Annotated in this window: 12 protein-coding genes, 1 tRNA gene and 1 pseudogene; 3 read left to right on the top strand and 11 right to left on the bottom strand. The window is 56.1% G+C overall.

All coding sequences use genetic code 11. From position 1 onward, the window contains the following. Both Q2B33_RS05310 and Q2B33_RS05305 read left to right on the top strand, forming a co-directional pair. On the top strand, positions 1-686 hold a 686-nt coding region (locus Q2B33_RS05310), incomplete at its 5' end, for a site-specific integrase (protein ID WP_300913888.1). Between the two features lie 161 nt (positions 687-847). Further along, positions 848-1,315, top strand: a complete 468-nt coding sequence (locus tag Q2B33_RS05305) for a low molecular weight protein-tyrosine-phosphatase (RefSeq protein WP_300569467.1) — start codon at positions 848-850, stop codon at positions 1,313-1,315. Between the two features lie 24 nt (positions 1,316-1,339). Here the strand turns inward: Q2B33_RS05305 and Q2B33_RS05300 are convergent, their stop codons facing one another. Then, complete coding sequence (locus Q2B33_RS05300; RefSeq protein WP_300569470.1) at positions 1,340-1,915, bottom strand: TIGR01440 family protein; 576 nt, start codon at positions 1,913-1,915, stop codon at positions 1,340-1,342. Between the two features lie 298 nt (positions 1,916-2,213). Here Q2B33_RS05300 and Q2B33_RS05295 point away from each other — a divergent pair. Further along, a tRNA-Ala gene (locus Q2B33_RS05295) sits at positions 2,214-2,289 on the top strand. 628 nt (positions 2,290-2,917) lie between these two features. Here the strand turns inward: Q2B33_RS05295 and Q2B33_RS24700 are convergent. The 10 genes and pseudogenes from Q2B33_RS24700 to Q2B33_RS05245 all read right to left on the bottom strand — a co-directional run. Next, a pseudogene (locus Q2B33_RS24700) lies at positions 2,918-3,958 on the bottom strand (recombinase family protein); the annotation flags it as partial. A 299-nt stretch (positions 3,959-4,257) separates the two neighbouring features. After that, complete coding sequence (locus Q2B33_RS05285) at positions 4,258-5,151, bottom strand: hypothetical protein (protein ID WP_300569476.1); 894 nt, start codon at positions 5,149-5,151, stop codon at positions 4,258-4,260. A 98-nt stretch (positions 5,152-5,249) separates the two neighbouring features. Continuing rightward, a complete protein-coding gene (locus tag Q2B33_RS05280) occupies positions 5,250-5,429 on the bottom strand; it encodes a DUF5049 domain-containing protein (protein WP_300569480.1) in 180 nt (59 codons plus the stop codon). Further along, a complete protein-coding gene (locus Q2B33_RS05275) occupies positions 5,422-5,886 on the bottom strand; it encodes a gamma-glutamylcyclotransferase family protein (protein WP_300569483.1) in 465 nt (154 codons plus the stop codon). Before Q2B33_RS05275 ends, Q2B33_RS05280 begins: the two co-directional genes overlap by 8 nt. 1 nt (position 5,887) lies before the next feature. Continuing rightward, entirely contained in the window at positions 5,888-6,856 is a 969-nt protein-coding gene (locus Q2B33_RS05270; protein ID WP_300569486.1) for an amidoligase family protein, read from the bottom strand. A 281-nt stretch (positions 6,857-7,137) separates the two neighbouring features. Next, a complete protein-coding gene (locus Q2B33_RS05265) occupies positions 7,138-7,374 on the bottom strand; it encodes a hypothetical protein (protein ID WP_300569489.1) in 237 nt (78 codons plus the stop codon). After that, positions 7,371-8,459: a DNA (cytosine-5-)-methyltransferase gene (gene dcm, locus Q2B33_RS05260; protein ID WP_300569492.1), complete on the bottom strand. Its 1,089-nt coding sequence runs from the start codon at positions 8,457-8,459 to the stop codon at positions 7,371-7,373. Before dcm ends, Q2B33_RS05265 begins: the two co-directional genes overlap by 4 nt. Before the next feature lie 128 nt (positions 8,460-8,587). Further along, on the bottom strand, positions 8,588-8,899 hold the full coding sequence (locus Q2B33_RS05255) for a hypothetical protein (RefSeq protein WP_300569495.1): 312 nt from the start codon (positions 8,897-8,899) through the stop codon (positions 8,588-8,590). A 111-nt stretch (positions 8,900-9,010) separates the two neighbouring features. Further along, the gene (locus tag Q2B33_RS05250; protein ID WP_300569498.1) at positions 9,011-9,970 is read right to left on the bottom strand and encodes a replication-relaxation family protein; all 960 of its coding nucleotides are present in this window, start codon (positions 9,968-9,970) and stop codon (positions 9,011-9,013) included. After that, on the bottom strand, positions 9,967-11,742 hold the full coding sequence (locus Q2B33_RS05245) for a type IV secretory system conjugative DNA transfer family protein (protein WP_300913887.1): 1,776 nt from the start codon (positions 11,740-11,742) through the stop codon (positions 9,967-9,969). The genes Q2B33_RS05250 and Q2B33_RS05245 overlap by 4 nt, the downstream gene beginning before the upstream one ends. Positions 11,743-12,077: the final 335 nt, after the last annotated feature.

Here is a 12,077-nt window from a genome sequence, read left to right as displayed (position 1 = left end):
CGTTTGAGTTTCAGCTTGCCACCGTTGTTGTCAACGACAGTGTGACAAGGGAAGCAATCACGCGAAAGCAGGAGCGGGCATTTCTGGAATTTGTAAAGGGTGACAAGCATTTCTCCCGGTACTACGACGGCATTTATATCCTGTTCAAGACGGGACTTCGCATTTCGGAGTTTGTAGGTCTGACGCTGGCTGACTTGGATATGAAGAACCGCAAAATCAGTGTCAACCACCAGCTTCAGCGCAAGCGGAACATGGAGTATATCATCGAGGACACGAAAACCTCCAGCGGAACACGGGAAATCCCCATGACGGACGATGTGTACCAGTGCTTCCAGCGTATCATTGCCAACCGGCCAAAGCCCAAGACCGAGCCGATGATCGATGGCAGGTGTGGTTTTCTGTATCTGGACAAGGATGGAAAGCCGATGGTGGCGCTTCACTGGGAGCATTACTTCAAGCACATCTGCCAGAAATACAACAGCATCTACAAGGTGCAGATGCCCAAAGTCACCCCGCACGTTTGCAGGCACACATTCTGTTCCAACATGGCAAAGAGCGGCATGAACCCCAAGACGCTGCAATACCTTATGGGTCACTCGGATATTGGCGTCACGCTGAACACCTACACCCACCTGGGCTTTGAGGATGCGCAGGCGGAGCTGAAACGGGTCGCCAGCGGCGGGTAGTAAAACGGAATAAGCCCCCTTGGTTTACTACCGTTCCTACTACTTTTGGGGTCAAAGCTGTGCTATTTTATGCCGGGATATGCCAGGAGAATGAATAGAAGAAAATGCTGCGAGACACCCGCAAGGCCCGGAATATCAATACGTTCAAGAGGTTTCAGGATATGACAAAGATACTTTTTGTCTGCCACGGCAACATCTGCCGCAGCCCCATGGCTGAGTTCATCATGAAAGACCTGGTAGAAAAAGCCGGCCTTTCCGCCCAGTTCCACATCGCCTCCGCCGCCACCAGCACGGAGGAAATCTGGAACGGCATAGGCAATCCCGTCTACCCGCCCGCCAAGGCCAAGCTGGCGGAGCACGGCATAGGCTGTGCGGGAAAGCGCGCCGTCCAGCTTACGCCCTCCGATTATGGCAAATACGACTACCTCATCGGCATGGACAGCGCCAATATCCGCAACATGCGCCGGATGCTGGGCAGCGACCCGGAGGGGAAAATCCACAAGCTCCTGTCTTTCGCGGGCTCTGACCGCGACATTTCCGACCCCTGGTATACTGGCGACTTCGATGCCACCTACCGGGACGTGACCGAGGGCTGCGAGGCGCTGCTCCGGCACCTGACGGAAAAATAGCTGCTGCAGGAGCCCCGGCTGGTTCTAATTCGCCTTAGGGCTGTCTTCGTCCGGCCCATATACTGCCCTTGCGCCGCCGATCAGCTTCGGCCTGGTGCGGGCGCAGACTACGCGGGCATCGCCGATTTCCCTGGTACGGATCCGTACAGGCACGGCCACGTCCTTCAAGTGCATCCCAATCAGGGTATCACCGATGTCCATGCCCGCCCTGGCCCTGATATGCTCCACCGCCACCGGCTCCTCGAAGGTCTTGTATGCCGCCGTGGCAAAAGCCCCTCCCGCCTTTGGCTGGGGAATCACGCTGACAATCTCGTACCCATACCTGGCCGCCGCTTCCTTTTCGAGTATCAGGGCCCGGTTGAGATGCTCGCAGCACTGGGCGGCCAGGTAGACCCCCGTCTCCTGGGTGGCCTGGTAGATGCTGCCGAACACCACCTCCGCCAGCTCCGGGCTGGAGAACGTGCCTATCCCGGCCCCCGCCACCTCGCTGGTGGAGCAGCCCACCACAAACAGGTCTCCCTCCTCAAGTCCCGCGGCCTCCAGAATCTCTTTCGCCGCATTATAGGCTTCGCTGCCGATTATGGACATTTCCTCTGTCATCCTGAAATCCCTCCTGTCTCCTGTGCAGACATCGCTCCCGGCACCATGCGGATGCCTGGCCGCAGGCTTTCCCTTAGAAACCGGCCCGCGAAGCGCATGTGCTGTCGTCTGTCCTAAAGATAGCATATGAGTATTTCCCTGTCAATATATGGTCGGGTGCAGCACGCTGATGCATTTTGACATGACAAGCTAAATTTCGTTGTTACATAATCTTAATTCTATAACTTTCCTTCAAAATGCAATTTTTTCAAATTTTCTCTTGCTTTTTGCGGAAAATGTGGTATACTTTTTCTGGTGAGGGGCATTAGCGCAGTTGGGAGCGCGCCACACTGGCAGTGTGGAGGTCACGGGTTCGAATCCCGTATGCTCCACCAAAAAGTCCATAATCCAACTTTGGCCAAAAAAATTTGACAAGCGGTTGGAAATTGTAGAGAAGAAATCCGTGGGCACTGTAGTGCCACGGATTTCTTCGTTGCTGCCGTCTTCGCTTTTTCTGCATTCCTGTTCCTGTGCTGCATTGACCACACCGGCTGCCTGTGCCAACATACCGAATGGCTCCGCAAACTCTGGCTCCACCTGCCCATCTTCCCCAACCAGCAATCGGGAAAAAATGGTCTGGTTCAGCAGCTTCTTGATATGGTCTCCAGCCTGGCGGTAAGTCATCCCGCAGTCCTCTATCAATTCCAGGGCTTCACCTAGTCTCTCCTGCATTTCGGTAAATGCAAAATCATGGGCCTTTACCTGATGGTCGATGGCTGCCAGCTGCTTTGCAATCTTCTGTTGTTCGGATTTGAGCAGGTCAAGAGGGATGGCATCATTATAATGGGCTTCGAGCAGTTTCTTCCGTTGACGTTCGAGCTTGTCTTTTTCCCGGCGCAGGCCATCCAGCTCTGCATCATACTTCTCACGTTCCTTCTTTAGGCTCCCATCCAGCCAGCTTTCCAGGCACGACCGGATATATGGCGGGAAAGAATATTTATCATATATTCTCTCCACCTGCCGTTCCACTTCCTCGATCAGCACTGCCCTTTGCCTACAGTCCACCCTCTTATTATGCCGCCCTGCACAGACAAAGTATGGATATCTGGCTCCTGTCCCGGATTTTGTGTAATTGATAATCATCCGGGAACCACAGTTCCTACAGAACAGGCTCCCTTTCAGGAAATGGGGATGCTCCCTGGTGCGCTCGCCATTCACATGGGAAAGCAGGATATCCTGCACCTGCTGCCATATGTCAGCATCCACCAGTGCCGTATGCGCTCCTTCGTACTCGACTCCATTATAAGTGACTATGCCCTTATAGTACGGATTGATGAGGATCTTATTCAGTGCCTTCTTGTTGATCGGCACAGACGGTACTTTAGGAGTGGACCTTGTAGCAAGCCCACAGGCTGCCAGATGGTCGGCGAGATCCTCAACCGTCCACTGCCCAGTGGCATATTCCTCGAATGCCAGCTTGACCAGCGGTGCCCGCTGTTCGTCCAGCACTACGGTCCTCTCCTCACGGCCCTTATCATCAACGCGCCGGATATTCAGATATCCCAATGGTGCCAGGCTCGGCGTGCCTCCATTCTTGACCTTTTCGTTCAAGCCCTTTTTGACCTCATTCGCCAGGTTCTGCGAGTAAAACTCAGCAATCGAGCTCATGATGCCGTGGAGCAGCATCCCGGCTGGGGTGTCGTCAATGCTCTCTGAGGCAGAGACCAGCTGGACCCCGCATTCCCGCAGGGTGCGCATGATGTCGATGTCGTCACCCCGGTTACGAGCCAGACGGTCTACCTTATGTACAATGACATAATCTACCCTATCGGCATTTTCTTTTACGTACTCCAGCATCTTCTGGAGCTCCGGGCGGTCGGCAGATTTGGCGGAAGCCCCGCGGTCCACGAACTCCTTGCCCACCATTGCGCCCATAGAGAGCGCTTTCTTCTTGTTGGCCTCACGCTGTGCCGGGATTGAGAACCCCTCATCTGCACCGCCGCCCCGTTCAGCCTGCCCGCGCGTGGAAACGCGGAGGTAGGAAACGGCAAACTTGGGCGTCATTGCCCCAGCGAGTGCCTGCATGGGATTCATCTGCATGTTTTCCGTACCAGGAAGACTCATATATAAAAACCTCCTTTCGCGCTATTTGTGCGATTATAGCTCTCTTGGCCACTAAAATCAAGACGCTAACGCTATTGTTATCCCTTTGTTAATAAACTCATAATTCCATTACATTTTAGGAATACCAGCCCACCGAATGGCAGGCTGGCTATATATGCGGCATTTAGTCGTCCGCATTTCAAGGTGCTCGGCTATATCTTCCACACCCTCTCCACGGTTTCCCGGCTGGGGATGGGTCCCTATCCGCCATAAGCGTCACTCTCCTCTGTTTCCGGTTGCGTCATGTCCTCCTCCGGTCCTTCTGGCAGAGCGGTCTCTGTGCTGCCAGCCTCAGTATTTGAGGCTGCCCGCACGGGCGCATGTCCAGCTTTCCAGCTGCTGTTGCCGGAAAGGTTCTTGAGCAGTATCTTCCGGGCGTCTTTGTACTCGTCCCCGATAAAGCCCAGCTGGACTAGGAATAGGCGCATATGGAACTTGTCGTTCTCCGTGCCGCATTCTTTGGCAGTGACACGCTTCCGCTCCTTCGCCATCTGGCAGATGGCGGCGACCAGGCGGCTGTAGGCATCAGCTTCGCCCTCTATCCCCTTCAAAGTGAACCAGGGGAATCTTAGGCTGTCTCCAGTGTCGATGATCGGAAGACTGGCTGTATCGAGGGCTTTCTTAAGCAGCGTCGCTTTGCTGGCGACAATCTTATGTAGGTTGTCCAGGGCGATATCGGTAAAGCCAGCTTTAGGTATCTCGATTGTCAGGGCATTATCCCCGGCAGGGCTGCCCTCAGCTGCTGCAGCGGTATCTTCTGCAATAGCCTCCTCTGTTTCATCCGCCCCACTTTCCATATCAGCCTCTGCCGCCATTTCTGCTGCATTTTCCTCCGCAGGAGCGTCCTCTCCAGAGGCATCGTCTGCGACGAACCCCCGCTCCCGCAGGCCGGAGACCACCCGTTCCGCTTCTTCCTGGTCTATGCCCTCTGTAAAGGAGAGCACGCCGTTCCTGTCCACGCTGCATCCGCCTATGGTGTAGGCGAAAGTGGGGGCGCCCTGATAGGACGCCGGTACGGCCAGCAACTCGCTGATTGCCTGAACCAGCGCCTTGCGCTCGGCTCCGGTCTGGTTGTACTGGTATTCTGTGCTCATAGTATTTTTCTCCTTTCTTTTCCCCGCACACCATCTATCACTCAGACCGCCTAAAAAAGCAAGTCAAAAGATCAGGTAAAATGCGGAGAATCTACGGATTAGCCAGTGTCACCCCTGAGGATGAAGTCCGCGTATTCCTTGCGGTGTTCTTCCAGGTAGATGACTAGCTCATAGTATCCCTTTTGGTAGGCGATGTACTGGACGGTAATTATGTCGAACATGTTGGCCGCTCCGGTCGCCCGGACATCTAGAATCTGTTTCTTAATCACTTCATCCATTCCTCTCCTCCCCATTCACGGAGTCCGAGGCCGCCCGCCACAGGGTGCCCTCATTGAACCCCGCTTTTTTGTAGCCATCCAGGATCGTCTGGAAATACCCTTTGGACGGCATGCCATAAGGGTGCCGGTTCTCGTTCATGATGTAGGCCATAGCATAGACCCGTCTCCCATCCATGGTAATCCTTAAGGTCCCTTTGCGATAAAGGTGCGGCCATCCCTCATAGGCATCGAGGCTCTGCTCATCCTTTGGCTGTAGCCGCCAGACAAGCACCGGCACGGTATGGCCGGTGCAGCGCTCGATCGTGGCCACGCCCCTAAAGACCAGCTTCCAGTTCCGAAGAACCGTCTTTCCGACAATTTCCGCCGTGGGACAGCGCCTTGCCATCTGCCTCAGGTTCAGGTTCGAACCATAGGCGATGTACAGGCGGTCTTTTGGTAGTGCTCTCCTTTTCTCCATCTCATCTGCCTCCGTTCTCTATATTCTGTGTGTCTGTGTTCCTGCCCGTGCCGATGTGGCTGCGGACATTCTCCCGGGAGCCGTAGCGCCAGGCGGCATTGCCGCTCAGGTGCTGGTAAAGATGCTCCCGGCAGCTCTTGAACTCGTCACCGATAAATCCGATACGGTTTAAATATGTTCGCATCGCAAAACGCTCATTCTCCTCCTGCACCTTGTGGTAGCGGGCGGATTTCTGGGTTAGCGCCTGGTGGTTCAGGGCTAGGGCGAACACCACGTATGCCCGGACCTTCCCGGCATGGAGCGTCCCATTGAAGCCCCTCAGCTCCACGGTATGGTTGCCGTGGAAGAAGCTGTGGAGATTGAGGAAGTGGTAGCGGCTCCTATGGTAATGGCCGTTACGGTCCCCGGTATACTTCTCATACCAGATGTCCTCAAGCTGCTTCATGGTAGTGGGCTTCTCCTGGTTCATCCGCTCCACCAGCCATTGGTCCATCTTCTGGCAGTAGCGCATCCTCTCGGGTGCAATCTGCAGGGCTTTATAGAACAGGTCGTTCCTGCTCGCAATGATGTTGATGAAGTTGCGGATGCTCCTCACGGTGTGCCCCGCCCCGTCCAGATGGATGTGGATGCCGCAGGACCTGTTGGCAAAGCCTCCGGCTTTCCTCAGGCGCCGCAGCATTTCCTGTAGGATACTGATATCCTCCTGGTAACGCAGGATGGGTGTGACCATCTCCACGCTGAACTTGGTGTTCGTCTCGATGGTCCTGCCGTTCTCTCTGCGCTGGCATTTGAGGCTGCTGTCATACATGAACTTCCAGATCCTCCCGTCCGGTGCCCGGACCTCATAAGCCTCATAGTAGCCGCCGGCATAGACGGCTGTGGTGCCGAGGTAGGCGGCAGCAGCATCGGCTGCCTCCCTCCGGGTAATCCCGGTGAACTCCACCTCGACCCCGAACCTTCTGCTCAACATTTGGCATGCCCCTCCTTTCCTGGCGGACTGCCTCTGCGTGTTCCGTCATCCTTGAGGGGCATCTACGGATGCGCCCCTGGATAATGAACGCACCGTGTCCGCCGAATGTCTGTTTTTGGTTACTTTGTTACGGCCTTATCTTTCTGGATCCTCCTTTCTCTTGATGTTTTTAGGGACAGGACTGCTGCCCCGGCAGGCTGTCCGCCGCATGGGCGCCGCTGTGAGTGGACAGCGCCAGCTTTAGGCGGATGGCCTGCACTGGGGGATGATAATGATGGCGCTTATGTCATACCATCCCCCTTTTTCCCAGCGGAATATGTCCTTATCTTTGTGCTGCTAAGAGGAGCCTGTGCGGCATCGGCATCTCCTGCACTTTCCTTTTTCTTAGCTTCAGCAATGCTGACTGCAATAGCGATCAATGCCCGCCCCAGCTTCTCGATATCCGGCTCTGGGCGGAATTCCGGGGTCACATTCACATGGCCCGAAGCTGCTGGCCGTCCACGCTTTCTTCCCATCATGCCGCCTCCTTTCCAGCCCCTGCCGCGGCCACAGAGGCCCTGTGTGCGGCCTTGAGGCGGAGCCCTATGGCATGCACCACATTGACGGTGACGGCGTTCCCTGCCTGCTTATAGGCCTGGGTATCGGAATCCACCGAGAGCAGACGGTCGATCTGCGTCTCTGAGAATCCCTGCAGCCGGAAGCATTCCCGGGGCATGAGCCGGCGGATGCGCAGATCCGGTGTGACCACGCCCTGTGAGCCGCCCGTGTTGAGGGTGTGGGCGATGTCTTTCCCGACCCGGCCCCGACGGGTGTTCTGGCTGGCAAAGCCCAGGTCGACGGAATCGCCGGGATGGGCCTCTTTGTAGCCGCTTTTGGTGGCCTCCTTGACCAAAAGCCCCGCGTTCCGGCCAGGACCTACGGCATACAGGCCGGTTCTCCCTCCAACTCCGCCGCTTTTGGCGAGCAGCGTCCGGGAGACACCGGATGGGTCATAGACCCTGGAGTCCTGCCGCCCGGGCAGGAGGCACTCAAGAGCCTCCGGGTTTGTCCTGCGGAAAGGTAGTATCTTTCCGGCGCATCGGGGATCAAGATATCCGATAATGTACACCCGGCGCCTGGACTGGGGGACGCCAAAATCCTTGCTGTCAAGCACTTGGACCTCGACGCTATAGTGTAGCTGGCAAAGCGTATCGAGGATGGCCGCGAATGTCCGGCCGCTGTCATGCGAAAGCAGTCCCGGGACGTTCTCAAGGAGAAGATATGGAGGCCGTCTCGCTGCAGCCACCCGGGCAACCTCAAAGAAGAGAGTGCCTCTTGCATCTTCAAATCCTTTTCTTCTGCCAGCGATAGAAAACGACTGGCAAGGGAACCCTGCGCAGAGCAGGCCGAACTCAGGCATGGTGTCCGGGTCGATTCTGGTCGCGTCTTCATAGAATACCTCGCTTTCTCTTACATTGTGCGCCGCACGGTAGGCCCGTTCGGCATGCCTGTCAATCTCGCAGTGGCCGATGCAGGTGAACCCGCCGGCCCGCTCCAGCCCGGCACGGAACCCGCCGATGCCGGAGAACATGTCGAAGAACTGGATAGTGGTCTCGTGTGCCATATGTTGGCCTCCTTTCTTTTGGCATTATGTGTGGCTATACACATGTTCCTTAGTTGAATTTGTTATCCAGGCCCTTAGCACAGCTAAGGCCAGTAGATACGGGATATATGGTCAGGGTAGCATTCTGCCTATTCTGTATTTTTGTCCAGTATTTCTTTTTCCAGGTCGCCAAGACAAAGGGCAAGCTTCAAGGCTGCTGCAGCAATCTCTGGGTGTCCATTTTCTTTTTGCTCATCGCAGACCTTTTGCAAAGCTCTCCGTGTGGCTGTAGCATCGAAACTCAACATAATCCCCACGTTGACCACGTTATCTTCCGAATCCATGATGTCTGGACGCTCAGCGTAGCCATACAGATAAAGGAATGCGGAGACTGTTTCGCCTACATTTTTGATTCTATTTAACAGGGAGCATGTCTCCTGCATTGATTTCATTCGTTTCATAATTCTCCTTTGGATTAAATCATTTAGCAAAAATAAATTCAGCAGCAATACGTCCCCTCACATACAGCCGCCCTACTCCCTTAGCTGGGCTAAGGGCCTGGAGCCGGCGGCTCAGCACAGCATCCTTTCGTCCCCGCCCTGGCGGACAAGGTGTGCCAGCTCCTCGCCAGTGATGACCGCGAACAGCCGGGGCTGCTTGTCAAAGGCGGTACGGATGGCGGCAATGAGCCGCGCCCTCCTGGCCTCATCCGGCACGATCCAGACGGTGAGCGGGAAGACCCCCGACCCTTTCTGCTCCAGCCCGCTGTGGTAATACTGGTGGTAGCGCTGGCATTTCTCTACCACTTTGCTGGGTGACTCCGTGTCAAGGTCAATCTCGAAGAAGTATCTGTCCTCATATTCCCCGGACACGGTAGCAGCATAGAGGTCGGGCTTCAGGGAAAGATGCGTCCCATGCTCGCTGTAGGAGCGCCAGCATTCAGGTTCAGGCTGCAGATCTGTGAGCTCGATTTTCCCGCCCTGGCACACTTCCAGCAGCTGGATGGAAACTTCCGCCACCGCCAGGGTGTGGGCCAGAAAGTAAGGGGAGGGGTCGAACTGCCTCCGGCAGGGATATGCCCGCTCGTCCTGGAGCCTGAGCAGGCGTTCGCCGCCGTGGGTAAGGTGCCAGACGAGGGAGCCGGAGCCGGCCCTCACTCCCCCTATCCGCCGGGACAGGGTACCGAGCAGCCGGTACTGCCGGAGCCTCTTGAGGGTGCGGCTGGTGGCCCGGAGGGCGGCAGAGCTGGTGGCGGCCTCGGTAAAATGGAGCCGCATGATCTGCCCGGTCATCAGGTAGCGGTGGCGCTGCACGCTGAGCAGGATGTCCCTGTCCCGCTGACTCAGTAGGGTGCTCAGTTCTTCCAGCCGTTTGCGTGACAGGCGTTGGTTCGCCTCGGGGCCGTCGCCGGGGTCAGCAGCGTCCGTAGTGGGGATACGGTAGGAATCGTGCACCTTAAACTTGGAAAAGTCCGATACATTGGGGGTTCCGGCGGCTTTATTATGGTCATGGTTAGATAGGCGGCTGGTCATGGGCGTCTCCTCCTTCCGATAGGCGTGTCCCCCGGCGTGTCACCAGCGATGCTGCTGGGACCAATCATCTTAAGATAGTCTTCCTCCACTTGCCCAGCTGGTACGCCGTAATTGGCCTGGCTGATGGCCTTCAGCTCAGAGGCGTCCCTCAGGGCCGGTGATGGCGGGAGCGTCCGTCCCTGCACCCAACCGATGTTCTTTCCGCCGGACTGGAACGAAGTGTAGACCTGATAGCGCGGCAGCGCCATAAAATCCTCTGCTTTAAGTTCCGGTGCCATCGCCGCCATGTCTTTGGCGTCCTTAGCCTGTAAACCAAAGACGATTTTGTTCCTGGCGTTGGCATCAATCCCAGAACGTATGTCTAATGGCAGCTGGTCGCGGTACTGGTGGGCCAAAGTCAGGGCTACACCCAGCCCCCGGGCCTGAGCCAAAGCGTCGGATAAATCGGTCGGCAAGCTGAGGTAGTCTTGTAGCTCATCTATGTAGACTCCGACTATGTGCCGCCGTTCTGGTGGCAATTTGGCGCGGGAAAGAGTCAGAGTCCAAGTCAGTCCGACAATCAGGCTGCCGAGAAGCCTTGCGCTTTCCCCTCCGATTTGGCCGCGGTTCAAGGGAACCAGAACAATTTTTCTCTGCTCGAACAAATCTGTCAGAGCAAACTTTGGTTTTGCCTGCCCGAGGACATTCCGAAGCCATGGGCGTAATAGGAACTGGCGAATCTTGTTAAGTACAGGCTCAATGTTCTGCCTTCTTTCGCTGTCCCGGAGGGCATTGAACTGTTCCCAGAATGGCAAAAGCCCAACTTTATCAGTTACCTTGCCGATAATCTTCATCCGGAATGCCTCGTCTGTAAGTAGGGGCGGCAGCCAAAGCAGGGTTGCTCCGTCAATTTCTACCAGAGTCAGAAGGGCGGCGTTCAGGATGTCGGCGATCCTAACACCCCAGCTATCTGCAAATACTTCCTTGAACACCGATAGAATACTATCGGCCAGAAGTGAGGGTGCACCGTATTCCTTGAATGCCAGTGGGTTGAACCCTACCGGGCAGTCATCTGATGGGTCAATGACGATGACATCATCCGCCCGTTCTTCGGGAATCCGTGCCAGGATGTCGGTCACCAGGTCGGCCTTAGGATCTAAAACGAGGACGCTGCGCCCTGCCTTGATGTCTGCCAGAATCAGGTGCTGCATGGCGGTAGACTTGCCGCTTCCTGTTGGCCCGATTAGGTGGGTATGTTCTAAACTGTCTCTAGGAGAAATGCTCAGCTTCTTTTGGGCTGCCACATCCATACTGGCAGCAAAGCTGCGGTCGGTTTGTCTTCCGGTCGGGCTTTTATACCATGCTGGTGGCAAAGTCAGCTTTGGATGTAGCCCGGCTGTTCCTGGCAGTTCCTCCTCACCCGCCGGGAGCATGAGGAAGTTGGTGAGCTCCTTGACGGACAGCTGCAGGGGGAAATGCCAGGGCACATGAGCAGTATTAAGACGTACCGGATTCTCGGTTTCCTCATGGATACGTACACCAGCAGACTCCAGCACCTTAAGGGCACTGCTTAAGCCACGTAGGCGGAGGATTTTGTCCTTACCCGAGACCCCAATCCGGATAACGGCCTGGAAAATATGTTGTCCGGCTTTTTCCTTGACCGTCTTCCGGCTCTCGGCGGATGCCTTGTCCACGCTTCCCAGGATAATCTCCAGCCAGGAAGCATGTGGGTCCGGCAGATTTACCGGGACTGGTGTCGGGGCAAAGGAACGCCCAAGCACTATCTGCAGCACGGTCTCTGTGCCGCTTTTATCCTCCGAGAGGGCTGCCAGTCCGGCACGGATGACCGCCTCGGCGATATTGGTCCTAAGGGAGAGCCTGGGATGGCTAATCCTGAGCTGTCTGGCAGCACTGACTGGCGTCCTCGCTTTTACAGTGACCTCATGGAAATGTATGTCGCCGTGGGCCCGAAACGCCTCCTCTATGCTGCCGATAAATTTCTGGTCGGCTCCGAGCAGATGGCAGACTTGCCCCTTTGCTCCCCGGCTTTCCCAGATGATGGCTCCCCGCGGGGAGAGGGCGGCGAGGTGGGAAAGGGTCTCCCACACCGCAGAAACATCAAACTGTC

The sequence above is a fragment of the uncultured Acetatifactor sp. genome (assembly GCF_948601915.1).
Classification (GTDB): domain Bacteria; phylum Bacillota; class Clostridia; order Lachnospirales; family Lachnospiraceae; genus Acetatifactor.
The sequence above is the reverse complement of the archived record's forward strand: the minus strand, read 5'-3'. Positions and strand labels throughout refer to the sequence as shown.

Excerpts from the sequence above, each read along its gene's own strand:
- Q2B33_RS05285 (WP_300569476.1), bottom strand. The coding sequence starts at position 5,151 with ATGAGCACAGAATACCAGTACAACCAGACCGGAGCCGAGCGCAAGGCG.
- Q2B33_RS05280 (WP_300569480.1), bottom strand. The coding sequence starts at position 5,429 with ATGGATGAAGTGATTAAGAAACAGATTCTAGATGTCCGGGCGACCGGA.
- Q2B33_RS05270 (WP_300569486.1), bottom strand. The coding sequence starts at position 6,856 with ATGTTGAGCAGAAGGTTCGGGGTCGAGGTGGAGTTCACCGGGATTACC.
- dcm (WP_300569492.1), bottom strand. The coding sequence starts at position 8,459 with ATGGCACACGAGACCACTATCCAGTTCTTCGACATGTTCTCCGGCATC.
- Q2B33_RS05275 (WP_300569483.1), bottom strand. The coding sequence starts at position 5,886 with ATGGAGAAAAGGAGAGCACTACCAAAAGACCGCCTGTACATCGCCTAT.
- Q2B33_RS05250 (WP_300569498.1), bottom strand. The coding sequence starts at position 9,970 with ATGACCAGCCGCCTATCTAACCATGACCATAATAAAGCCGCCGGAACC.
- Q2B33_RS05255 (WP_300569495.1), bottom strand. The coding sequence starts at position 8,899 with ATGAAACGAATGAAATCAATGCAGGAGACATGCTCCCTGTTAAATAGA.
- Q2B33_RS05300 (WP_300569470.1), bottom strand. The coding sequence starts at position 1,915 with ATGACAGAGGAAATGTCCATAATCGGCAGCGAAGCCTATAATGCGGCG.
- Q2B33_RS05305 (WP_300569467.1), top strand. The coding sequence starts at position 848 with ATGACAAAGATACTTTTTGTCTGCCACGGCAACATCTGCCGCAGCCCC.
- Q2B33_RS05265 (WP_300569489.1), bottom strand. The coding sequence starts at position 7,374 with ATGATGGGAAGAAAGCGTGGACGGCCAGCAGCTTCGGGCCATGTGAAT.